Origin of the sequence: Legionella sheltonii (genome assembly GCF_026191355.1) — a bacterium.
GTDB lineage: Bacteria > Pseudomonadota > Gammaproteobacteria > Legionellales > Legionellaceae > Legionella > Legionella sheltonii.
Map to the genome: position 1 here is coordinate 62,602 of NZ_JAPHOQ010000014.1, position 22,893 is coordinate 85,494.

A 22,893-nucleotide genomic window follows, 5' to 3' on the forward strand; every position below is an offset into this window, starting at 1 on the left:
TTTGACTGATTATGAGACAATGGGATATACCGTGTTTTATTGTTATTTAGTCTTATGGTGCTTTTTGCTAATTCTACGCCCAACGGATAAGACACTAGATGGTGTATCTGGGTCTTGAGTCCAGATTATTTTTTTGAATTTGGTGAGTTTTTTATGAATGAATGGTGGTTGTTAGGAGCCTTAGCCGCTCTAACTGGATTAGCTTGTATTTTCATGGTTTACCCATTCAGACGCCGTTTTATTGCCAGTTTGCTATTGTTTCCTACTGTTTTTTTGATGGCATTTGCGGGATATTTTTATTGGGGCGGTTTTAGCGGTTGGCAGGAGTATCTCCACCACTTGAAGTCCCAGGAACAAGCTAAAAAAATATTGGAATCGGTTAAGAGTCCTCAAGAATTAATCGATAAATTAAAAGCAAAATTGGATGATAGTCCTAAGAGTGCTAAGGGTTGGTATCTTTTAGGGCGTTTGTACAGTAGTCAAAATGACCAGCAAAATGCAGTGAATGCTTTTGCGAAAGCCTATCAGTTTAATCCGGATGATGAACAATATGCAGTGAATTATGCACACAGTTTGTGGGTATTGAATAATCAACAATTTACTGAGCAGATTACTGAGATATTTAGACGATTATTAAAAAATAATCCCAACCAAGCGGATGCACTCGCGATGCTTGCGATGGATGCTTTTGTAAGTCATGCCTATGAAGATGCAATAAGTTATTGGCAGCGTTTATTAAAATTAGCACCAGAGCAATCAGAAGAGGCTCAAGCCATTCGCAAGGCAATCGCCAAGGCTGAAGAACGTATTCAGTTGAGAGATAAAAATTTGGATTAACTTCAGAGCGGTTGTTTAACACGGCGAATAGATTCTGTTATCCCAAGCATAGCGAGCGCTCTCTGATGCGCCAGGTGTTATGATGGGAATACTACGCGTTGGACCACTCAAAGGCGACAAATTCTCCTTTTAAGAGTAATATTCAATTGGCACCCAGGTCTAATCTTAGGATTTATTTTCCTGCGCCTCAATACTTGAAAAGATTAGTTAATAAAGAACTAAGATTGATATAAAGGATGAATTTAACGTGCCAAAAAATGACACGTTGAATTTTTTGAGAGCCTAATCAAAAGGCCAAAGATTTTTAATGGGACAGACTGTTGTCTCTCGTAATCGAATGAACTGAACTACTTTGCTCTGATTCTTGATTAGAATTAAAAAATCCTCTTTTAAACCCTCCAAAAGTATATTCTTTTTTCGGAACAGCTGCACCTGGCTTCAAATTAGCTGCAATTGGTTCCGGAACAATTGCAACTGGTTTCGGAACAACTGCAACTGGAGTACTCTCTAAAGTTTGTAGAGTAACTTGAGGAAGAGTATTTGCATCATGATATGCTTTGATGAAGCGTGTATGTTCATCTGTTGAAATAATAGAGTATTTCTCAAATGTACTTAAAATACTGTCTAATTTTTTTTCATCAATCGATATAGAAAATTGAGCATGATAATGGTTATCATCCATTTTAAAATTGTCTTGATGATATAAATAATGATCGGGATCATCACGATGTACAAAGCGATAGACACCTAATTCATTTTTTCGCTCCATAAAGAAGTGATCAACTTCGGCGCTAACACAATCCATTTGAGAAAATAATAAGAGAAAAAGTAAGCTTAGTTCATTTTTTACAGGTGGAAGGGGAAGACTTTTTGATAAATCGGGTTTGGGATATACAGTCAAAGTATCATTATATAAACTAAGATTAACTTTTTTGCATAAATGGGTGAAGGCTTTAGGCATAAAAACTCCTAATCGATTGTTGAAAAAAAACTGCACGAAGTTTGGTTGATAAGTTTAATAAAAAAACATTAAGGTTTTATTAAGACCCGGTACTAAGTATCAACAATATAAAAAAAATTGGAGTTTTTTCGGGAGTTTATGGTTATGAGCTCAAACGTGCTCTATTTGTAATGCAATTAATTTTAAATCTGCTAGTCTATAGATAGACATCAGAATTTTAAGGAGAAAATGATGTATAAGAGGGTATTGTTTGCTACTGACTTTGATGACGTTGGTATTATAGCAGCGCATAAGGCAAAAAAAATTGCTGATGAGAATGGTGCTGACTTGATATTAGTTCATGTCGTAGAACCCATTCCTGCTTATGCTTATCCTGGTTTTGCCGGATTTGCTGAGGTTGAGTTATCCATTCGTGAGCAAGCTGAAAAAGAGCTCAATGAATTGGGTCAAAAATTGGGAGTAGATGCAAAACACCGATTTATTGAATTTGGTTCCACTAAAAATGAAATTTTAAGAGTGGCTCAAGAGCGACAAATTGACTTGATTGTCACCGGTAGTCATGGCAAACATGGTCTTTCATTATTGTTAGGTTCCACAGCAAATTCCATTTTACATGGTGCTCAATGTGATGTTTTGATTGTCCGCTCTATTCAACCAGAGCAACACACGAAAGAGAAGCATGCATAAGAATAATAATGCTGACAGAATGTTGCCTGAATGCATTGGGGCCCGGGTTACGCTGCGTTAATCCGGGCTACAGATAATCCATGCAACAAATAGCCACTAATATCCAATTTTGAATTTCTCTTATTATTTCTCAATAGACTAGAAAACAAGTATACTATCGGATTCCGAGTTACACGATTGAACTATATATGAAATTGTTGCGCGGCATTCAACATTTTTCTGCTTTTGATAAAGGCGTGGTCGCTACTATTGGTAATTTTGATGGGGTGCACTTGGGCCATCAAAATCTTCTTAAGACTTTAAGAAACAAAGCAAATCACTTAAAGTTGCCTTTGGTTCTTATTTTATTTGAACCTCAGCCAAGAGAGTACTTTCAACAGGAGAAAGCGCCCGCAAGACTCTCGAGCTTAAGAGAGAAATTGGATGTATTGCGTTCATGTCAGATCGATTATGTGTACTGTATTAAATTTGATAATGCATTAGCGCAAACAACAGCCACTGATTTTGTCCGCACTTATTTATTTTCTATATTAAATGTGAAACATCTTCTAATAGGTGAAGATTTCCGTTTTGGTAAAAACAGGGAAGGGGATGTGAGTTTATTGATGAAGCTTGGTGCAGAACAAGCCTGTGATGTGAGTATTTATTCAAATTTTTGCATTAATGAAGACCGCATTAGCTCAACACGAATTAGAATGGCCTTACAGCATGGCGATATGAATACAGCAGCAAAATATTTAGGCAGGCTGTATAGTATTTGTGGTCGTGTATTACATGGTGACGGTCGGGGTCGTCAGTGGGGAATTCCTACGGCAAATCTTGCACTTCATCGTACTGCGTTGCCTTTACAGGGTGTATTTGTAGTTCAAGTTCGAATCGCATCCAAAATAGTGTATGGCGTAGCCAATGTCGGACGTCGCCCGACAGTGGATGGAAGCAAGAATATTTTAGAAGTGCATCTGTTTGATTTTGAACAGTCAATTTATGGCGAATTATTGCAGGTGTTTTTCTTGCACAAATTGCGTGATGAGGTTAAATTCACTTCAGTGGATGCTTTAATTGCGCAGATTTATGATGATATTGCGGCGGCAAAAGAATTCCTCAGGGATTATAATGAACTATCTCAATATCAAAATCTGGGTGTCGATTTGAATGCAAGCTGAATGAAAAATATTGTAATGGATGATGTGCGGTACACCATCCGTTTCATTCGAGAAGCACTCAATGCGGCTGTACCCTGATTTGGGGTGAGTAATCACCAAAATTTAACGATTTCGCAGAGTGAACCTTATGGCAGAATATAAAGATACATTAAATCTTCCGAATACTTCATTTCCAATGAAGGCAAGCTTGGCTACTCGAGAGCCTGAAGTTTTGGCCAATTGGCAGACCAAAAAGGTATATGAACAAATTCGTAGAGCACGTGCTGGAAGTAAGCGTTTTATTTTGCATGATGGTCCTCCTTATGCAAATGGTCATTTACATTGCGGACATGCGTTAAATAAAATTCTTAAAGACATTATCATTAAATCTAAATCACTTAGCGGATATGATGCACCATTTGTCCCTGGATGGGATTGTCATGGATTACCTATAGAGCTGAATGTAGAGAAAAAGATAGGTCGTGTTGGCGATAAGGTATCCGCCAAGGAATTTCGTGCTAAATGTCGTGAGTATGCTGCCAGTCAAATCGACATCCAACGTGATGAATTTCAACGACTGGGGGTTTTTGGAGATTGGTATAATCCCTATGTTACTATGGATTTTCGCTATGAGGCGAATATCGTTCGCGCACTCGGTTTGATGATCAAAAACGGCCATTTGCAACAAGGCTTTAAACCCGTACATTGGTGTATTGATTGTGGTTCTGCTTTGGCAGAAGCAGAGGTCGACTATGATGAGAAGACTTCACCATCAATAGATGTTGCTTTTTTTGCAGAAAAACCTGAAGAGTTTATTGACCTATTTCGTGTAAACGCAGAAACAAAACCGCTAAGCCTGCCTATTTGGACTACTACACCGTGGACCTTACCTGCTAACGAAGCGGTATGCTTGCATCCAACAATTGATTATTCTCTAGTCGATACAGGCGATTCTTATTTGATTCTTGCCACCGATTTAGTCGAATCTGCGATGGCTCGTTATGAGATCAGTCAATATACTATTCGTGGCTCGGCAAAGGGAAAAGTTTTTGAACATTTGAAATTAAAACATCCTTTTTATAATCGCGTTGTACCCGTGATATTAGGGGAGCATGTTACTACTGAATCAGGTACTGGAAGTGTGCATACTGCACCTGCTCATGGTCCAGATGATTATCTGGTAGGACAAGCCTATAATTTACCCTTAATTAATCCTGTTAAAGGAAATGGTTGTTTTGCTGATGATGTAGCTTTGTTTGCTGGACTTTCTGTATTAAAAGCGAATGACACCATTTTGGGAGTTTTGGCTGAAAAAGGTGTTCTTTTAGCGAAAGATAATATCAGACACAGTTACCCTCATTGCTGGCGACATAAATCACCTATGATTTTCTTAGCTACGCCTCAATGGTTTATCTCCATGGATAAAAGTAAGTTAAGAGAACATATTGTCAGAGAAATTGATAAAGTAACCTGGGTTCCTGATTGGGGTAGGGCTCGTATTAGCAATATGGTTGAGAATAGGCCTGACTGGTGTATCTCAAGACAAAGAGCTTGGGGAACCCCCATGCCTTTATTTGTTCATAACACGACACGTGAATTGCATCCCAATACACTGGAGTTCATTGAAAAGATTGCTTTACTAATTGAGAAATCCGGTATTGATGCCTGGTTTGAATTGGATAAAAGAGAATTACTAGGGAATGATGCTGAGTTTTATGACAAAATTAATGACACTATGGATGTGTGGTTCGATTCCGGTGTAACCCACTTCTGTGTTTTGCGGCAAAATAATGCATTGGCTTTTCCCGCAGACATTTATTTTGAAGGATCCGATCAGCATCGCGGTTGGTTTAACTCGTCACTCACTACTTCAGTAGCCATGTATGGAGTTGCTCCTTATAAAACGGTATTGACCCATGGTTATACTGTCGATGCTGAGGGTAAAAAGCTTTCTAAATCCAAAGGAAATTATGTCGCTTTAGATCAACTCGTCAATCAGCATGGTGCTGATATCTTGCGCTTATGGGTAGCGTCGACAGATTATCGGCATGAAGTGAGTATTTCGGATGAAATTATCAAACGAAATGCAGATGCTTATCGAAGAATCCGGAATACCGCTCGCTTTTTGTTGGCAAATTTATTTGATTTTGATCCAGCAGTGGATTGTGTACAAGACAAAAATCTTTTGGAATTAGATAAATGGGCATTAAAACGCAGCCAACTGTTACAAGAAGAAATTATAGAAGCCTATGAAAGCTATCAATTTCATATTATTTATCAAAAAATTCATAATTTCTGTGCGGTAGATATGGGAAGTTTTTATCTTGATTTGATTAAGGACAGACAATACACCACTGCAAAAGAAAGTAAAGCGAGACGTTCCTGCCAAACTGCGATGTATCATATAGTTCGTGCATTCACGCTTTGGCTTGCACCGATATTGTCTTTTACCGCCGAAGAAATAGGGCGCTATATCCCTGGTTACAATCAAGAGTCCGTGTTTACCGAGCTATGGTATGATGCATGGCCAAAAATAGACGATGTGAATATGGCGGACTGGGACGAACTGCATTTAATTCGTGACGAGGTCAATAAGGCTTTAGAGGAAACGCGCCAAAAAGGAGAAATTGGTTCTGCCTTAGCTGCAGAAGTAACCTTATATGCGGACGATAAAGTATTGCCTAAGCTCACTCGTTTGGGCGAAGAATTGCGCTTTTTATTAATCACCTCTGGGGCAATCGTACATCCGATGAGCTCAGTTCCAGCTGGATTATCCACTACACCATATGGTGTCTCTATCGCAGTTTCTGCAAGTTCGCATGAGAAATGCGCTCGTTGTTGGCACCGAAGACCTGATGTTGGCCAAGATAATCAGCATCCTGAATTGTGTTTACGTTGTGTTGGCAATATTAGTGGTCAAGAGGAAATGAGGCAATTTATATGAAAAAATGGCCATGGTTTTTACTTAGTTTTGCAGTAATTGTTTTTGATCAAGCAAGCAAATACTTGGTAGGGGTACTTCTAACTCCGTATAAACCATTGCCTGTTTTTCCCATGTTTAATCTTACCCTGGCCTATAATTCTGGCGCCGCATTTAGTTTTTTGAGCGGTGCTGGAGATTGGCACAGATGGTTTTTTGCCGGTTTTAGTCTGATCGTCAGTATGATCCTTGTCATCTGGTTATATCGTACTGCAAGCCAGGCTAAATTGCTTTTAGCCGGAATCAGCCTGATTTTAGGGGGGGCAGTTGGTAATTTGTTCGATAGAGCCTTTCATGGTTATGTGATTGATTTTCTAGATGTCTATTATAAACATCATCATTTCGCTACTTTTAATGTAGCGGATAGCGCGATTTGTATCGGCGCTGGATTCTTTCTTTTGGATTTAGTGGTGAACAAACAGGATTCGTAATCGCACCTCATTACTCTTGAAGAGCCTACGTCAATTTTTCTTATAAGCTTTTTCCGTAAGTTGGTATATCTTCTATATGTTCTTCACCCAAAGCCTCCATTGCTTTTTCTTGTAATTCTTTAAATTGACTTGCAATTCTTTTCTCTGCTGAAGGATCATCTGTTATGCCCAACACGGCTTTCACCTGATTAAAACTTTGTTCAGTTTCATTTAGATCTAATGCACTTTTTAACTCATTAAACATTGTTTTGTAAGAAGGTGAAAAGATGGATAATAATGTATGGCCCCATGTCTTTTCTTTGGAGCTGACAAATTCAGTCACTAATTGAATGACATTTTTTTTTTGGCTAGTACATTCTTTTACCATATGATTGAGACTTAATTGGAGTCCTTGTACGTTTACGAGTGCTCTATCTATCGACCTGTCTATGGCAGTAATTTTTGCTGCTGCGGGTATGTCAGAAGGTAATGGGTTTTCCATGTAGCTAATGGTATTAGCCGCTTCATTCAGAAATAATCCAAAAGCTTTTTCTACATCAGTACAATCTAGGTGTTTTTTTAGTTTTTCAATTTTTTCATGAATTGCTTTCAGAGAGTTAACGATTTCCTTTTGTTTTTCCAAATTTTTTTTAAATTCTTCAATATCACTATTTATCTTCTCTAATGTATTTGTTGTTTTGTGTTCCATAACATCGAGATATTCTTTTTCTATTGATTCCATTTTTAGTTTTTTTAATCCGTCCAGGTTTTTTAAATCTTTTTCTATACTGTTAACGAGTTGAGATGGTTTTTCTTCATCCGGAATTAGTTTTTGCTGTTCGATTTGAGCGTGAATGGCTTGTAGAGGTTTTATGGCAGCATCACTTTTACTGGTGAGTACTTCTAAAGAAATCGTGTTGCTTGGAACTCCACCCAAAAAACGAAAAAGCCCCCAGCTCCCGGTCCGGAATGCAGAGACTGCTTGCTCTCTATACGATCCATGTTGGTATTTAAAGTATGCTATCCATCCGGGTTTCTCTTTTTCTGGTACATCAAGATCGACTAGAAGTTGATTGAATTGCTTTTGAGTCGAATATTCCTTCCAAAATAGTTTTATTTTCTCTTCTTCGCTTACTGAAGGACGTTTTAAAAGTTTTTGCAATGTATCTATTCGAGTAAAGTTTTCTTCTGAAGTATCCAGTTCTTGCTGTTTTTGCGCTTGTTGTGCTTTTAAATGCGTTAGTTGTTCTTTGAACTGCCGATATAAAACTTCTTCCTTTGGGAGTAGCTCTTGCAAGCCACCATTTACTTGAGCATCTTGCCTGCGCTCAAGTTCCAATTGTGTTTTTAATTCTTTAAATCTATCTGCGATCAATTCTTTTACTGTTCGCATAGCTTTTTTATATTCGTCTGGTACCGTTACCAGCTTTAAACTGGATATCTTTTCCTCAAGTGCCGAGGCCGCAGCATAAAGCGCTAATAAAACTTCATGCTTGGTTTGATCACCTTGTTTGACATCATATTTATTAATCCAACCTGTCATTCCTTCTAGAATGTTATTAATTGCCTCTTTATTAAATGTTACTCCTGTTAATCCTAGAGAACCAAAATTATTAACCCATCCATTGCTTAGGCCAGATAACAATTTATCTATAGATTCAACTTCAGCATGCTCCTTAGGTAGATCTTGTTTACGCTCTATTGCCAATGCTGCTAAAGCAAAAATTAAAGTCCAGGTACGCTTTCCACTACTCTGCTTCTCAATTTCTGCGGACAGACTCCCTGTTCCTTCTTTCATTTCTTTGGCAATATGAGCTAATGGTTGGTTAAGTTTCTTGTCTTCTTTGCATTGGGTAATAAATTGAGTAAGTACTCTTATGCCTTGTTTGTATTTGCCGATGTTGGGATCATCTTTAGATTTCCCATTATGAGTAGAAAGAGTAGTTACTGCTGTATTTAAAATAAGATCAGTAAGCATAGAAACAAGCCTATAAGATTACTGTGGTTACAATTATTATAGGCTATGTAATATTAAGAAAATATTAAATAGTAGAGTCCCGTAAAAAGCTTAGGGCTATGCCAAAATGCTTGTGGTAAGCGCGTTGAGTTGTTTTGTATCTGGATCATGGATACTCACTGCAGCTACTGCAGGTAAATTCAGGAAATGTTCTGCCTCTTCCCATTCAATTTCAGCGGGGAATAACTTTAGATGAGGAAGGCATTTATTTAAAAGGGTACAAAAAGCCAAATCCGCTGGGAAGGGGCGAACATGGGTGTATCCAAGACTCATCACCGCCATGGCTTCTGAAATGGTAGCCACACCGGGTAGGTAATTGAATGAATAAACGTTGGCGGTTTGGGCAATTGCGGGTAGATAACCAGGGCTAGTTGCAAAATGCACACCTGCCTGATAACAATTTTCAAGTTGTTGAGTATCAATCACACCGCCAGCAGCAATTTTAAGAGACGGGTAGAGGGCAATTGCTTGAGCTAATAATTTTTGATCGGTTGAATTAATTTCAACTAAGTCAAAACCAGCTTCTTTAATTTGTTGTAATCGTTCAAACAAAAAATTGTCTACATCCAGTGATATAATTACAGATTGATTGCCTAGTAACTTATCTAAGATCATAGTGAGTCCTACGGTGATGTATATTATTTTTTAGTAAACTTTGCTTCAAATGAGCATAAAGTTTAATGTTAGAAGAGTTAGATTGTATTGGCAAGTAGATTAATGATTCTTGGTTAAAGAAATTAAGGATATTAGTGAGTTGGAAGAAATGAATGTGTAACCCGAATATATTTTCAGGTTACATTTTTCCGAAGTATAAAACAATTAGGCAGCAGGGGCGGAGGGTGAGATGGTATCTGGCTCTTGAAATTGTTGCTCCAAGACCCCTTTTTCTGGAGTGACATTCTCCTTATAGGCTTCCTCAAATTCAGCCATATGCTTCAGGAACGTATTCATTGTGACTTCAGGCACGGGTGTTTGTTTTAACATTTCCTTTATATTATCCAGGGCAGATGGCTTATCTTTTGATTGGTTTTTTTTGGCTTCATCTGTTAAGAATTTATCGGCTTCCTCCTTCACTCGTGGATCTTGAATTTCATCGACAAATTTAAATAATTTACCCCAAGTTGTTTGGCTACCTGGCTTTTGTCCTTTACTGAGAGTTTGGACAAATGCAGCGTTAAAAATTTGTTGTGGCGTAATCTTTGGAGTTGAAGTGGCTTTAGACGATTGTGTCGCTGTCGGTGTTGGGGGCAATGAAATGTTACTCGGACTTGTGATGCTGGGGCGCGGTGATTTCAAAGCTAATGGGTCATTCGGTTGTTGTTGCAAAGTTTGCTGTACATTTGCTCGCGTGGATTGCATTAACCTCGTCTGGTTTTCTAGCATTGTTTTTTGTACTTTGTTTTGTGCAAGACTCACTGCATTGAGGTCTAATGCTTTATCATTCTCTGCAATACTTTTCGCGTTGAATTCTAATGCCTCTTTTTTGGTGTCTTTTACAACATCTCTTACGACTTGAATGTCTTTTTTCTCACGTTGGAACGCTTTTTGCGCTTCCTCTTTTTGGGTTGGGGTCATCTGATCAAAGGATTCCCCTTTTTTGATTAGAAAATAATTTCCATCCTTATCTTTGACAATTTCTTTATTTCTAGGAATAACAAAAGCAGCATCTTTCATGCTAGAGGGTTTTCCCTGAGCATCAACGAATTGTTTTCCGCCTTCTTTTTTAGTTGCTATTATATCATTTAAGTTGGCAATTTTTGATTCAATGGCATTAAGCTGATGTCCTTTTGCATAAATTTGCTCGTCGGTTAGCTTTAATTTGGGATCCATCATGTCATCTGCGATTTGATTGGCCTCTTTTTGGAGTTTTTCAATCTCAGCTCGAATTTCTGTTTCTGATTTTTCTTCGAACTTAGGAGCATCGTCTAGACTCTTCTCCATCGCATCATATTTACTTTCAATTAATTTGCGGTCTTGCTTTAACTGTTTTGAACGGTTCTCAAGTTTTTTTCGATCTTCTTCAAGTTGTTTTATCGTCTCATTATACCCTTTTATTGCTTCCTGAGTTGCTTTGTTTGGTTCAGGAGGGGCTGCTTTTTGTTGCGCTTTTTGCTCATCTTTCATTATTTTTTCTTGTTGCATTGCGATCAACTCATTTTGAGCTTTTTTAGCTTCTGCTTCATCCTCTTCCATGAGAAAATGAAAAAAGGCTCTTCGTTGTTCCGCCATCCTGATTTCTTCTTGGAGCTGTTGTTGCTGCCATTCTTCAATATCTCTCTGTAGTTCTTTTTCAGTAACAAGTCTCTCGGTTGTTGTTTCTCCGGCAGGGGTCAACAAGAAACGTCTTAGACTATCAGAGTCTTGTAGGCCGAAGAGACTTAGATTTATTGAAGAATTAGGATCATCTTCTATCTTCGCTTTATAAGCTGAAGCGAGTTTCTGATCTAGGGCTTGATATTCAACGGGTGTAAGCTCTTCTGACAGGGATTTCGCTATCGTCATATATATATCCTCTTACAGCATATTTTAATTATATAATATCGGTCAATAAAACACCAAAGGTTGGCTGTTTTTAAAATAGGTCTGTTACATACTATAGTTAATTGCCTCTTTTTGGGAAGAAGCTTTCGGGATACTTTGCGAATTTTTTACTGGAAATATAGAGGGATGATGAGGTATTGGGCTATGGCGGTCTTCTAACAGGTGTGCGTCACTACTGTTATCCAAAAGTGTACGTAACAAACAATGACTGCTTGAGTGCGGGATCAATTCATAACGCCGGGGATCACTTGAGTAATATTCTGCATCGTTTAAAGTCGTGTGCAATTTAAGATCTTCATCTGCAAATGCCCAATGGTATAAATGACCGCGTTGACTTTCTATAAAAGATAATAACGTTTGTTTCACAGCGCAGGCTTGGTTATCGATCCAGTTACAAGCGATAGCGGTTCCTTTTGCACTGGTTGCAAACAAGACACCCAAGGATTGATCCCATATTTTACCCAGCGTACATATGATACTGCCTAAAGCATAAGCAAGAATACGCGTTATAGGATTTAAAAGAGTAAGTCCTATACGTGCAGCAAGCGAGATGAAATCAAGAAGAGGCAAGATAAGGAGATTTTTGGCTAATTGTAACAGCGGTATGCATAGGGCACGAACACTATTAATGCAGAGATTGAAGAATTGATTATCAGAAAAATGCCCAAATGGCCAGGTAAAACCATAAAGCGGGGAAAACCTGAAATTGACTACAAAATTCTCGGAGGGTGGCCGTGTAGAAAAGAAAAGTAGTAATTCGCCTGTATCACTGATGTTACCCAGAATTGCAAGTGTTTTAGTGAATAGATTCGTAATCCCACGAAAGGGTACATGGATAAATAGGGCGCTTGCCTCAAGCAGCGGAATAGTAAGTAGCGCTAAAATAAAATCAGTGCTGGCTGCAAGAATTTGCTTGCTGAGATTTTTAAACAGCCTCCAACTTTTTACCAAACCTTTGAGAAAACCATCATAAAATCCATAATGGTAGCCTTCAAAAAAAGGAGCGATACCTAGTTTCCCTAAGTTTACAAAAAATTTGCATAGCCACTTACAAGTCCCTAAAAACCAATCATCACCAGGGTGCATAATTGTATCATAAATAGCAGCTCCGCCTTTTCCACCTAATGCAGCGTAATTGGTATAAGGAAATTCCCCCATTTCACGTCCTAGCGAGGGAATTACTTTTGTTAAACCATAACCTAAACTAAGTGCCAAAGAAGCGATAATGGCAATTTCCGCTGGATCTTCTTTGAGTACATTCACCGCCTCAACAAAAAATTTATCTAGGTTGCCCCCTGCCACAACGCTTTGCCAGTAGGTTATCGATGCTGAGATCGCTTCAGAAATTGTGCCATGACTCATCCAATGAGCTAATTTTTGTGTTGGTTCAATGCCTGAGATTAAGCCATGTAAGTGTAATTTGGTTAAAATCGATTTAAGGAGTTCGGGAGCAAGTACTGCGCCACCACCGTAAGCATACGCAGCCATAGCTAAAGTACCAATCAAGGGATTCTTTTCGCTGACGTCGATAAAAAAACTGGCGATATGGCGTATTACTTCTAATGCTCGATGAAAAGGATTGTCATAAGCATGGGGGCTTGGTGGATGATTGGAGCGTGCAATGATGTAGGGACTGTCGCTAATTCGTTCTTTAATGAATTCTTCTAAGGTTTGCCCTGTAGTTAAAAGCCCTTTATTTTCTAAAGCCAAGATCAAAGAGCTTCTTGCTTTAGCGCGTTTTTTTTGTTGTTTCTTCAGTTCAACGGGATCTTTGGGAGGGAGGTGTGTTTCATGGACATGATTGAAAAAATCGTCATGTAAGTCATGAATAATAAAACGATGCATGCTTTTATAGAATTTATGGAAAAATCGAGGTATTCGCGAAATAAACGCATTAAGTTTAAGACCAACACGTTCAGGCAAATAGAGATGGCGCTTGCTGACTTGTCCTAAAGTATATAAATCTTGTCCATCCGGTAATGGATAGAAAAGCCCCTCATGAATGAAATAACGTAATTGCACCAATTTGTTTTCTTGTCTTATCAGGGCGAGTTGTTCATTAGCAATAATTGCCCAGCTCCCATGGGGTAACTGGTTAAGTAATTTTTTTGCTTTTTTTGTGTTATGTACAAATATTGGTTCGCTAGAACTACCTATTAGTTGGTTAATTAAGATTTTTAAATCAGGATAACCTTTTTGTGGAAAACCTTGCAGCCTGTAGTAGGGGGTTATTTGGGTTATTGTAAGACCATCCAAGCGCTTTAATACTTCGGTTTTATGTTCAGGCTTAGCATTTATTGATAAATAATTGATCCAATCATGGCCATCTCGCCATAATTTACTAAAAAAAGCTGCAAGCTGTGCGAATCGATTTGCAGGGAGATTGCTCAAATTTGCGGCATGGGGTAACTTGTAATAGTCACAGATAACCCTTAGAGCATCATCCAAATCCTTGCTGTTATGTCCTATATGGAGTTCACTGTCCCAAACAAGGCACGGGTGTGTTGCTTCATGGTTTTTTAAGATATGGCTAAAGTCCATTTGGTCTTGTCGTGACACGGAATAAACACGGTTAAAAGAATAATTCTGCGCCGTTTTATGAGACTCATAAAAAATATCCCCTAGCGTACCTTCCGATACGAGGGGAGTTGTTGATATTAAGCGATTTTGATTTGAGCAATGTCCTATAATATCAATCACTTGTTTTTTTAGTGCCTGATGTCCCTTATGGTCCTGGCTGGTTAATTTACGCTCTTTTTTTAACAATTTTTTTAATGAATCAATGCATTCATTGGCAAGTTGCAGCTTTTGTTCTTGTGCCGGAGTTAGTGGCTGACTGTAACTGGCTGAACGTACTCGGTAGCGATGAACTTTGCTTATGATGTTAGCGACCAATGAAGAAGGGCGCTCTCCTGGAAGAAGTTGGATTAGATCTGCCTGTTGGGTGAATAACATAAGCTGCACTGTTTTTTTATCATGGTTGGCAATTAAGCGCAGTCTGTCACCTCCAGGGAGGAGGTATTCCATGTTATAATGCCCGTATAGTACGGCCCCTGCTTCATGGCTGAATGGACTTCCAGTCACAGTAGGTAGTGCGTGATGGCTAAACGGGGTAATGGTTAAGGGAACGATAATTTGTGTGTGCCCTTTTGTCGTTACAAAATCAGACATCGGAACCATCCTTTGTTCACATAGTGCACAGGATACTTGGTTTTTTGATGAAATATCAAGTAGGACTGGATACAAATCTGGAAATTTTATAGTGTCACTGATAAAATGTTTTAAAAATAAACAGGAATCTATTTTAATGACTAGTTATTGTGGTTATATTGCTTTAGTTGGTAGGCCTAATGTAGGTAAATCAACACTCCTTAATTGTATTTTGCAGCAAAAAGTCAGCATTACCTCGAGAAAGCCACAAACAACCCGGCACAGTATCTTGGGGATACGTACCGAGGGTGATTATCAATTTGTTTATGTCGATACACCTGGAATCCATCAGGGAAGTAAAAAAGCAATGAATCGCATGATGAATAAAACGGCAATTAGTGTATTGCGTGATGTTGATGTGATTGCTTTTTTAGTTGATGGAACTCATTGGCAAGAAGAAGATGAATACGTTTTAAGTTTGGTCAAACAGGCTAAAGTACCTTGTATTTTGGTGGTCAATAAAGTAGATAAAATTGATGATAAAACTCAGTTGTTACCATGGATAGAGGAAATGAGTCAACGACATGAGTTTGCAGCAATCATTCCTATATCTGCAAAAACAGGGGTACAAGTCGATGAGCTTCAAGATAAATTACAGAACTATCTGCCCGAGGGGCCTCATCTGTTTCCTGATGACCAATTGACTGATCGGCCTATCAAATTTTTATGTGCTGAATTATTGCGTGAAAAGATTTTCCGTTTTTGCGGACAAGAATTACCTTATTCTGTTACTGTAGACATTGAATCTTATAAAGATGAAGGTGCGCTTGTGCGTATTCATGCATTGATTCTTGTGGATAAAGACAATCATAAACGTATGATTATTGGTGATAAGGGACAAAAATTAAAGGAAATGGCTACCACTGCACGGATGGATATGGAAAAGCTATTAGGTAAAAAAGTATTCTTACAGTGCTGGTGCAAAGTAAAATCAGGCTGGTCGGATGACGAGCGTATATTAAAACAATTAGGCTATGAATAAGACGATAGAGGCTTGGGTTTTACATAAGAAATGGTCTGGAGATACGAGTGCTCAAGTGAGCTTTTTTACGCGCGAGTTAGGATTGATTCAGTGCCTTTATAAAGGGGGTCGCACACCTAAAAAACAAGCCCTTTTACAACCTTTTACGCCTTTATGGGTAAGTCTTTCGGAACGTCATGAGAGACATTATGCACAAACTGTTGAAAGTATTTCCCCAACACTTTACCTTACCGGCAGCTCGCTTTTTGCGGGCTTATATGTCAATGAAATTCTCTATTATGCACTAAGCCCTAACTATTCTGATGCAACCTTATTTGATGCCTATCTATTTACTATGAATGGCCTTGCGTCTACCAGGGAGCGATTGATGATTGAAGCCTTGTTAAGGCGTTTTGAGTGGACTTTACTTCATGCATGTGGTTATTCCTTTTCATTAACGCAAGAGGCAAGAACGGAAAATTTGATTGTTGAAGAGGTATGTTATCAATTTGTTGCGGGTGAAGGCTTCGTTGAAGACAGTAGGGGGATTCCAGGCGCGCATATTCTTGCATTGGCACAAGATAATTTAAATGAAGCTCCCTATCTCAAATCAGCAAAAATGATTATGCGACAAGCAATAGATCATCTTTTAGGTGGACGTGAGATTAAGACAAGGGCTTTGTATTTTGCAGAAGTAAAATAAATAAGTGTGAATAACAGTATGGTTCACGAAACGATCCAGAAAAAACGTATTTCTGTTCCAAGCTTAAATAAATGGGGTTCTTGCTCTAGGCCATGATGGACCTTATACTCTTTATTTTATTTAGTAAGGTGTTGAATGAATAAGCCAATATTATTAGGTGTCAATATTGATCATATAGCTACTGTACGTCAAGCACGCGGAACACGCTACCCTGATCCGGTTCAAGCTGCTATGGATGCAGAAGAAGCTGGTGCTGATGGCATTACTTTACATATGAGAGAGGATTTACGCCATATCCAGGCTCGCGATGTACGTTTGATTAAGCAAGTATTACAAACGCGAATGAATCTTGAATTGGCAGTAACTGACGCGATGCTCGATTTTGCAGAGGAAATTGCACCTGAACATACCTGTTTGGTTCCAGAAAAGCGAGAAGAGATAACCACAGAAGGTGGTTTAGATGTACTCACACATCGAAAATCGGTAGAAGATGCAGTAAGACGTTTGCAGGCTATAGGAAGTGAAGTTTCATTATTCATCGATCCAGAACGTGATCAAATTACGGCAGCAGCAGATGTTGGCGCCCCTGTGATTGAATTGCATACAGGTTGTTATGCTGATGCCGTTCATGTTGAGCAGCAACAGCGAGAATTAGAACGGATAAGACACGCTGCGGAATATGCGGCGAGCTTAAATTTGATTGTTAATGCAGGCCATGGTCTTAATTATTATAATGTGCAACCTATAGCGGCTATAAACGAATTACACGAACTTAACATTGGCCATGCGATTATTGCCCGAGCTTTATTTTGTGGTATGAAAGAGGCAGTGAGACACATGCGTCAACTCATGCAGGAAGCAAGATTTTATGTCAGCATCTGACGTTATTGTTATTCGGATTACTGGGGATTCAGGTGATGTTGTCTAATTAGTGGGAGAGCACTCACTATTAGTGCCGCATTGACTGGTCGTGATGTGCGGACTTTACCTGATTTTCCTGCCTAAATTCGAGCCCCGCAGGCACTGTGGCTGGGGTTTTTGGTTTTCAACTGAATGGCAGAGCATGCTATTTTTACCGCGGGTGAGTCGCTTGATGTAGTGGTTGCTCAAAATCTCGCTGCATTAAAAAATTCTTCGCAACATTTGAATCAAGGTGATTTGCTGATTAGCAATTAGCACAGCTATCAGGTCATTTGTTCCAAGTGTTAGTGCTCGCAAGATGAATGCCTTAGCTTAGCAATAAACGCTCTTCATTTTGGTTTTGGTCTTTTGGATAGTTCAAACTCTGAGCATAAGGCAATAAAATAAACTCCATGCGTCTTGCTAAAGAACCTTTAGGATTTTTCAAGGGGATTTCAGCCAAACGAACTGATAACTCCTCCATAGAGGAAATTTCTCCCTTATCGAGTGCTTTAACAATTTCATTAACATCAAACACATGATGTCTATTCCAATGAGCATGAATGACTCTACTTATCCAAGAATTACTTTTTGTATAATCATCTAAAATTGCTCTTGCTTGTTTCAATTTATCGCTTATTTCATGTGTGATTTCGGTATAAGAAGCAGGAAAGCTTGCTATTTTGGGTAATGAAATAAAGCGTTCATATTCCTTTAAAATAGTCTTTCTTTCATTCTCACAATGCACAAGCTTTTGATATATACTCTGGAATTTTTGCGGATAGTAGTCAAATGCTGTTTCACAATCTTCTTTTTTTAACTCGGGATTAAGTTCCATCATTTCTTGAACGCTTAATTTTTTTTCATTTTCCAGCGCTCTTTTTATATCTTGGACTAGGTGCTGTATACAAAGGCTATAGAAACCTGGATCTTGCGCAGTAGTTATTTCAGCCTTTATTGTTTCGGGAAAATAGCGGAAAATTTCCGATCTAATATTAGCCTCAGACTTATCTCCTAAGTTTGCCAAAGCCTTTAATATTTGAAGATGTTTTGAGAAAGATTTTTCAGGCAATGTAGCTTCTGATGGGAGTGATATTGATACTTCCTTTTCTTTTAAAAGTTGAATGTAATCATTTGTTAATTTTCCCAAGCCAACAATTGATTGTTCTGTAATTAGTTTATTTAATACTTGAACAACTTCTTGGTAATCATTAAAGTTCTTGTCTGAATTCTCAGCATTTTTTCCTGCTGAGTGGATTAGTTCTTGAAGTTCCTTGTCTGTTTCTGATTTTTTTAATTGATAATGCTGAAGGTGGTAAATTAATCGCTGTGCTGATTTAACAACGCCTAGAGGATGAATACCATACTCCTGTAAATCTTCTAAGTTAATAGAAACACCTTCTAAAGGATCTTGATATTGCTCTGGATTATAATCGTCATGCTGATGCAAAATCCCATGTCGTTTTTTATACGGCTTATTTGAACTGTAGGTAAATGGAGTTATAAATTCTTGTTCGCAAGGAACCTCCTTTTCGCCTCTGGAAGGGCTGCTGTATGCTAACTCTACCCCCTCATCTTGCAAGGCTTTCCATATACTTAACATTAATTTCTTTAAATAAATGGGATTAGGATAAGCTTGTCCCTCATAATATTTAGGTTTTTCTTTGGATAACAAATATTCCATATAAACACAAATTTCTTTTCCTCTTTGGTCTCTATCTCCTCCATTAAACGTAGGATCCCATGTACTTAAATTATTATTATCATCGGGTAAAAACACTTTAAATTCTGGATGAAACCGGGTTTGAAATTGCTCTATGGTGGCGAGCGCTTTTACAGCTTTTAATGCATTTTTTCGAGTGGGTTTAATACTTATTCTAAATTGCCAAGAAGGAAGTGAATTCGTTTGATCTACGATTGTGTCTGCAATCCCCCCTGGAACAGCAAACCAGGTTGATTGAATTTTGGGAGCTTGCTCTTCAACCATTTTTTGAGTAATAGCCATTTTTTCTACAAAAATGTTAAAATTGATAAATTATAATTAATTTTGCGTTATCATTCAATTAATGATCAATATGATTTATTTTTGGTTGCTGTAGTGGGTTTTTAGTTATGCTATGCAATGTACCTATATCAGCGACATGTAGTGTTCTAAGATTGTATATCTCAGCTAATTTCGAAAGTCTTTTATAATTGCCAAAAAAAATCCCGGCAAAAAACTAACCGGGATTCAGGTAGAGGAGAATGGATAACTAGTCGCGGCCTGAAAACGCACCTAATATGTTAAGCAAGCTGACGAACAAGTTATAAATCGATACAAAAAGGCCTACTGTAGCTGAAATGTAATTGGTTTCACCTTCATGAATAATTGCACTGGTTTGCATGAGAATTAATCCTGAAGAAATAAGTACGAAAGCAGCTGAAATGGCTAATTGTAAGGCAGGGATGTGAATAAAGATTCCTGCAATCATCGCCAATAGAACCACCATCATACCAACAAAAAGAAATCCGCCCAGGAAGCTAAAATCTTTTTTTGTTGTTAATGCATAACCCGATAATGCAAAGAAAATGATACCAGTACCGCCTAAGGCCGTTGCAATTAATTGTGGGCCATTACTGAAATGGCTAATATAGGCATTAAGTACTGGACCTAATGTATAGCCCAGGAACCCGGTAAAGGCAAAAACACTGACTAAACCCCATACACTGTTTCTTAAAGCTTGAGTCAAAAACATTAAACCATAAACACCAACTATCATGAGAAGAGGGTTCATTGGGCGTGCGCCGCTTGTAAGAGATAAAAATGCCATAAACGCACTGAACAAAAATGTCAGACCTAATAACAGGTAGGTATTACGCAGTACCTTATTACTCGAAAGCACTGACTCATTACGTCGTGTAAGGATGGTGACATCATTTCGATTCATTGTTTGGAGCTCCTCTATGTTTATATTTAGTCTAGCATATCTATGGGTTAGTTTCCTATATTTCAAGTTTTAAAACAAAGTATTTTTGTTTTGAGGTTCCATAGTACTATAGTAGTATTGTAAACCTGTTGCAGCGCTATTCCCCGTTATCCCTCCTTGCATTCGGGATGAGGCACAATTCGCTGTACCCAGGCTACTTTGGATACATGTTTCGACCGTTTTTAAGTCAAATTTTAGGATTTATTATGGCACGGGCAGCATTAGTACAAATGGTTTCCTCAGCACACGTTGCTGAGAATTTACAACAAGTGGAACAACTCATTAAGCAAGCCCGTGAGGAACAGGCAGAACTGGTGCTTTTACCTGAAAATTTTGCATTTATGGGGCTTCATGAAACCGATAAATTGCAGATTGGTGAAGTTTTTGGTGTAGGTCCAATACAAGAAAAAATCAGTCAACTGGCAAAAGAATACGGTTTGTGGATTATTGCTGGAACTATCCCTCTTAAAAGCATGGGTTCTAAAGTACGTGCCAGTTGTTTGGTTTATGACGCCCAAGGTAAGTGCGCTGCGCGTTACGATAAAATTCATCTATTCGATGTAAGTGTCTCGGCGGGAGAGGCATATAAAGAATCGATATCTATTGAGCGCGGGCATGATTTGGCTCTGGTAGATACCCCGATTGGAAAAATTGGATTGACGGTTTGTTATGATTTACGTTTTCCAGAACTTTACCAACTCCTGATGTTGAAAGGAGCCCAATTGTTTACCGTTCCTTCTGCATTTACAGCCGTAACAGGTCTTGCTCATTGGGAAGTATTGTTGCGAGCCCGAGCGATTGAAAATCTTTGTTATGTTTTAGCAGCCAATCAAGGGGGGCGGCATGAAAATGGGCGTACCACTTTTGGTCATAGTATGGTTGTGGATCCTTGGGGAAAAGTCCTGGCACAGAAAGAAATCGGTGTGGGTGTAGTGACGGCAGAGATCGATTTACAAAATCAGCAGGAATTACGTCGAAATTTCCCCTGTTTGGAACACCATGTATTAAACTTATAATAGAGTTTACTCTCAATGAATAACAGTTTTATTAAAAAGGTAATGATTAAATGACAGAAGCCCTGAATACAGCAAAAAAAATTTTACTAGCTCCTGCATCGTTAGATGAGACGGGTATAGAAAAATTATTTAGAACCATGATGAGCCATCATATTGATGATGCGGATCTCTATTTCCAAAGTTGCAGCTATGAATCCTGGTACTTAGAAGATTCTGTGGTCAAAAGTGGTAGTTTTTCTTTGGATAGAGGGGTAGGTATTCGAGCGGTTAGTGGTGATAAAACAGGTTTTGCCTATTGTGATGATATTTTATTTCCTTCCATGTTGCGTGCAGCTGATGCGGCTCGTTCTATTGCCCTCACTGGGTCCAAACCAGTTCAATCCGTTCAAGTTCAAAGTGCTGCAATAAGTCGCTATCAAGGATTAAATCCTATTGAGGGGATGAGCAAACAAGAGAAAATTGCCTTATTAGAGGCGATTGATAAAGAAGCTCGCCGTATTGATCCGCGTGTAATTCAGGTAAATGCTTCATTAAGTGGTTGCTACGAAGTCGTGATGGTAGCTGGAATGCATGGACAAATGATTGCAGATGTTAGACCTTTGGTCAGTATCAACGTGAGCGTTATTGTAGAAGACAAGCATGGAAAACGGGAGTCTGCTCGTTCTGGAGGCGGTGGTCGAGTGCCTTATTCCTACTTTCACGAAAAAGACAATGCTTTAAGTTATGCACGTGAAGCTGTTCGCGAAGCATTGATTAATTTAGAGGCACAACCTGCACCTGCAGGAACAATGCCTGTCGTTTTGGGACCAGGCTGGCCGGGAGTTTTATTGCATGAAGCAGTAGGGCATGGTTTGGAAGGTGATTTTAATCGCAAGGGATTATCTGCTTTCTCGGGGCGTATTGGCCAACAAGTGGCCGCACCTGGTGTTACGGTAGTTGATGACGGTACTTTGAAAGATAGACGCGGTTCCATCACTATTGATGATGAAGGAACTCCATCCCAATGCACTACATTGATTGATAATGGCGTTTTGGTGAATTACATGCAAGATAAGTTGAATGCCAAATTGATGGGCATGCAATCCACCGGCAATTGCCGACGTGAATCTTATGCGCATGTACCCATGCCCAGAATGACTAATACCTACATGTTGGCAGGCCAACATGATCCCGAAGAAATTATTCGTTCGGTACAGCGTGGCTTATATGCGGTGAATTTTGGAGGTGGACAAGTTGATATTACTTCAGGTCAATTTGTATTCTCTGCAAGCGAAGCTTATCTTATTGAGAATGGGAAGATTACTGCACCAGTCAAGGGAGCAACCTTAATTGGCAATGGACCTGACGTGATGAAAAAAATCAGTATGATTGGAAATGATCTGGGATTAGATCGTGGAATTGGCGTTTGCGGTAAAGAAGGACAATCCGTTCCTGTTGGTGTGGGTCAACCTACTCTAAAAATAGATGCTTTGACTGTGGGTGGGACTAGTTAAAATCGATAGTATGCAGGGCTTTTAACCTGATTTTAATTTTTTTACTCTTATGATCATTTTATTGAGAGC

Annotated in this window: 17 protein-coding genes and 1 pseudogene; 11 read left to right on the forward strand and 7 right to left on the reverse strand. The window is 38.7% G+C overall.

Annotation, left to right across the window (positions count from 1 at the left end):
• Positions 1–153: 153 nt before the first annotated feature.
• A complete protein-coding gene (locus tag OQJ26_RS15530) occupies positions 154–837 on the forward strand; it encodes a TPR domain-containing protein (RefSeq protein ID WP_265704638.1) in 684 nt (227 codons plus the stop codon).
• A 304-nt stretch (positions 838–1,141) separates the two neighbouring features.
• Here OQJ26_RS15530 and OQJ26_RS15535 read toward each other — a convergent pair whose 3' ends face one another.
• The gene (locus OQJ26_RS15535) at positions 1,142–1,798 is read right to left on the reverse strand and encodes a hypothetical protein (RefSeq protein ID WP_265704639.1); all 657 of its coding nucleotides are present in this window, start codon (positions 1,796–1,798) and stop codon (positions 1,142–1,144) included.
• A 231-nt stretch (positions 1,799–2,029) separates the two neighbouring features.
• On the opposite strand from OQJ26_RS15535, the gene OQJ26_RS15540 reads away from it, so the two are divergent.
• The 4 genes from OQJ26_RS15540 to lspA all read left to right on the forward strand — a co-directional run bounded on the left by OQJ26_RS15540 (position 2,030) and on the right by lspA (position 7,038).
• Positions 2,030–2,485: a universal stress protein gene (locus tag OQJ26_RS15540; protein WP_265704692.1), complete on the forward strand. Its 456-nt coding sequence runs from the start codon at positions 2,030–2,032 to the stop codon at positions 2,483–2,485.
• 188 nt (positions 2,486–2,673) lie between these two features.
• Positions 2,674–3,648, forward strand: coding sequence for a bifunctional riboflavin kinase/FAD synthetase (ribF, locus tag OQJ26_RS15545; RefSeq protein WP_265704640.1), 975 nt, complete (start codon positions 2,674–2,676; stop codon positions 3,646–3,648).
• A gap of 127 nt (positions 3,649–3,775) precedes the next feature.
• Positions 3,776–6,571, forward strand: coding sequence for an isoleucine--tRNA ligase (ileS, locus tag OQJ26_RS15550; protein ID WP_265704641.1), 2,796 nt, complete (start codon positions 3,776–3,778; stop codon positions 6,569–6,571).
• Complete coding sequence (gene lspA / locus OQJ26_RS15555; protein ID WP_265704642.1) at positions 6,568–7,038, forward strand: signal peptidase II; 471 nt, start codon at positions 6,568–6,570, stop codon at positions 7,036–7,038. Before ileS ends, lspA begins: the two co-directional genes overlap by 4 nt.
• A 40-nt stretch (positions 7,039–7,078) precedes the next feature.
• Here lspA and OQJ26_RS15560 read toward each other — a convergent pair whose 3' ends face one another.
• From OQJ26_RS15560 to OQJ26_RS15575, 4 genes are all read right to left on the reverse strand, one after another.
• Complete coding sequence (locus tag OQJ26_RS15560; RefSeq protein ID WP_265704643.1) at positions 7,079–8,995, reverse strand: hypothetical protein; 1,917 nt, start codon at positions 8,993–8,995, stop codon at positions 7,079–7,081.
• A 96-nt stretch (positions 8,996–9,091) separates the two neighbouring features.
• Positions 9,092–9,649: a bifunctional 4-hydroxy-2-oxoglutarate aldolase/2-dehydro-3-deoxy-phosphogluconate aldolase gene (locus tag OQJ26_RS15565; RefSeq protein WP_265704644.1), complete on the reverse strand. Its 558-nt coding sequence runs from the start codon at positions 9,647–9,649 to the stop codon at positions 9,092–9,094.
• A gap of 204 nt (positions 9,650–9,853) precedes the next feature.
• On the reverse strand, positions 9,854–11,536 hold the full coding sequence (locus OQJ26_RS15570) for a coiled coil protein (protein ID WP_265704645.1): 1,683 nt from the start codon (positions 11,534–11,536) through the stop codon (positions 9,854–9,856).
• A gap of 84 nt (positions 11,537–11,620) precedes the next feature.
• Entirely contained in the window at positions 11,621–14,746 is a 3,126-nt protein-coding gene (locus OQJ26_RS15575; protein WP_265704646.1) for a hypothetical protein, read from the reverse strand.
• 136 nt (positions 14,747–14,882) lie between these two features.
• On the opposite strand from OQJ26_RS15575, the gene era reads away from it, so the two are divergent.
• From era to OQJ26_RS19415, 4 genes and pseudogenes are all read left to right on the forward strand, one after another.
• On the forward strand, positions 14,883–15,767 hold the full coding sequence (gene era, locus OQJ26_RS15580) for a GTPase Era (RefSeq protein ID WP_265704647.1): 885 nt from the start codon (positions 14,883–14,885) through the stop codon (positions 15,765–15,767).
• Positions 15,760–16,449: a DNA repair protein RecO gene (gene recO, locus OQJ26_RS15585; RefSeq protein WP_265704648.1), complete on the forward strand. Its 690-nt coding sequence runs from the start codon at positions 15,760–15,762 to the stop codon at positions 16,447–16,449. The genes era and recO overlap by 8 nt, the downstream gene beginning before the upstream one ends.
• Before the next feature lie 135 nt (positions 16,450–16,584).
• Positions 16,585–17,331 carry a pyridoxine 5'-phosphate synthase gene (gene pdxJ, locus OQJ26_RS15590; protein ID WP_265704649.1) on the forward strand — a complete coding sequence of 249 codons (747 nt, stop codon included), beginning with the start codon at positions 16,585–16,587 and terminating at the stop codon, positions 17,329–17,331.
• A pseudogene (locus OQJ26_RS19415) lies at positions 17,318–17,622 on the forward strand (2-oxoacid:acceptor oxidoreductase subunit alpha); the annotation flags it as partial. The gene pdxJ and the pseudogene OQJ26_RS19415, both read left to right, overlap by 14 nt.
• Positions 17,623–17,677: 55 nt before the next feature.
• Here OQJ26_RS19415 and OQJ26_RS15600 read toward each other — a convergent pair.
• Positions 17,678–19,336, reverse strand: coding sequence for a DUF5617 domain-containing protein (locus tag OQJ26_RS15600; RefSeq protein WP_265704651.1), 1,659 nt, complete (start codon positions 19,334–19,336; stop codon positions 17,678–17,680).
• Between the two features lie 265 nt (positions 19,337–19,601).
• Positions 19,602–20,276 (reverse strand): Bax inhibitor-1/YccA family protein, encoded by a 675-nt coding sequence (locus OQJ26_RS15605; protein WP_265704652.1) that lies wholly within the window; start codon positions 20,274–20,276, stop codon positions 19,602–19,604.
• Between the two features lie 245 nt (positions 20,277–20,521).
• Here OQJ26_RS15605 and OQJ26_RS15610 point away from each other — a divergent pair, with 245 nt between their 5' ends.
• Positions 20,522–21,331 (forward strand): carbon-nitrogen hydrolase family protein, encoded by an 810-nt coding sequence (locus tag OQJ26_RS15610; protein ID WP_265704653.1) that lies wholly within the window; start codon positions 20,522–20,524, stop codon positions 21,329–21,331.
• A 50-nt stretch (positions 21,332–21,381) separates the two neighbouring features.
• On the forward strand, positions 21,382–22,824 hold the full coding sequence (gene tldD, locus OQJ26_RS15615) for a metalloprotease TldD (RefSeq protein WP_265704654.1): 1,443 nt from the start codon (positions 21,382–21,384) through the stop codon (positions 22,822–22,824).
• The last annotated feature ends 69 nt before the right edge of the window (positions 22,825–22,893 follow it).

Bases quoted from the DNA above. Each gene is read 5' to 3' on its own strand.
- OQJ26_RS15530 (WP_265704638.1), top strand. From the start codon at position 154: ATGAATGAATGGTGGTTGTTAGGAGCCTTAGCCGCTCTAACTGGATTA.
- OQJ26_RS15535 (WP_265704639.1), bottom strand. From the start codon at position 1,798: ATGCCTAAAGCCTTCACCCATTTATGCAAAAAAGTTAATCTTAGTTTA.
- OQJ26_RS15540 (WP_265704692.1), top strand. From the start codon at position 2,030: ATGTATAAGAGGGTATTGTTTGCTACTGACTTTGATGACGTTGGTATT.
- ribF (WP_265704640.1), top strand. From the start codon at position 2,674: ATGAAATTGTTGCGCGGCATTCAACATTTTTCTGCTTTTGATAAAGGC.
- ileS (WP_265704641.1), top strand. From the start codon at position 3,776: ATGGCAGAATATAAAGATACATTAAATCTTCCGAATACTTCATTTCCA.
- lspA (WP_265704642.1), top strand. From the start codon at position 6,568: ATGAAAAAATGGCCATGGTTTTTACTTAGTTTTGCAGTAATTGTTTTT.
- OQJ26_RS15560 (WP_265704643.1), bottom strand. From the start codon at position 8,995: ATGCTTACTGATCTTATTTTAAATACAGCAGTAACTACTCTTTCTACT.
- OQJ26_RS15565 (WP_265704644.1), bottom strand. From the start codon at position 9,649: ATGATCTTAGATAAGTTACTAGGCAATCAATCTGTAATTATATCACTG.
- OQJ26_RS15570 (WP_265704645.1), bottom strand. From the start codon at position 11,536: ATGACGATAGCGAAATCCCTGTCAGAAGAGCTTACACCCGTTGAATAT.
- OQJ26_RS15575 (WP_265704646.1), bottom strand. From the start codon at position 14,746: ATGTCTGATTTTGTAACGACAAAAGGGCACACACAAATTATCGTTCCC.
- era (WP_265704647.1), top strand. From the start codon at position 14,883: ATGACTAGTTATTGTGGTTATATTGCTTTAGTTGGTAGGCCTAATGTA.
- recO (WP_265704648.1), top strand. From the start codon at position 15,760: ATGAATAAGACGATAGAGGCTTGGGTTTTACATAAGAAATGGTCTGGA.
- pdxJ (WP_265704649.1), top strand. From the start codon at position 16,585: ATGAATAAGCCAATATTATTAGGTGTCAATATTGATCATATAGCTACT.
- OQJ26_RS15600 (WP_265704651.1), bottom strand. From the start codon at position 19,336: ATGGTTGAAGAGCAAGCTCCCAAAATTCAATCAACCTGGTTTGCTGTT.
- OQJ26_RS15605 (WP_265704652.1), bottom strand. From the start codon at position 20,276: ATGAATCGAAATGATGTCACCATCCTTACACGACGTAATGAGTCAGTG.
- OQJ26_RS15610 (WP_265704653.1), top strand. From the start codon at position 20,522: ATGGCACGGGCAGCATTAGTACAAATGGTTTCCTCAGCACACGTTGCT.
- tldD (WP_265704654.1), top strand. From the start codon at position 21,382: ATGACAGAAGCCCTGAATACAGCAAAAAAAATTTTACTAGCTCCTGCA.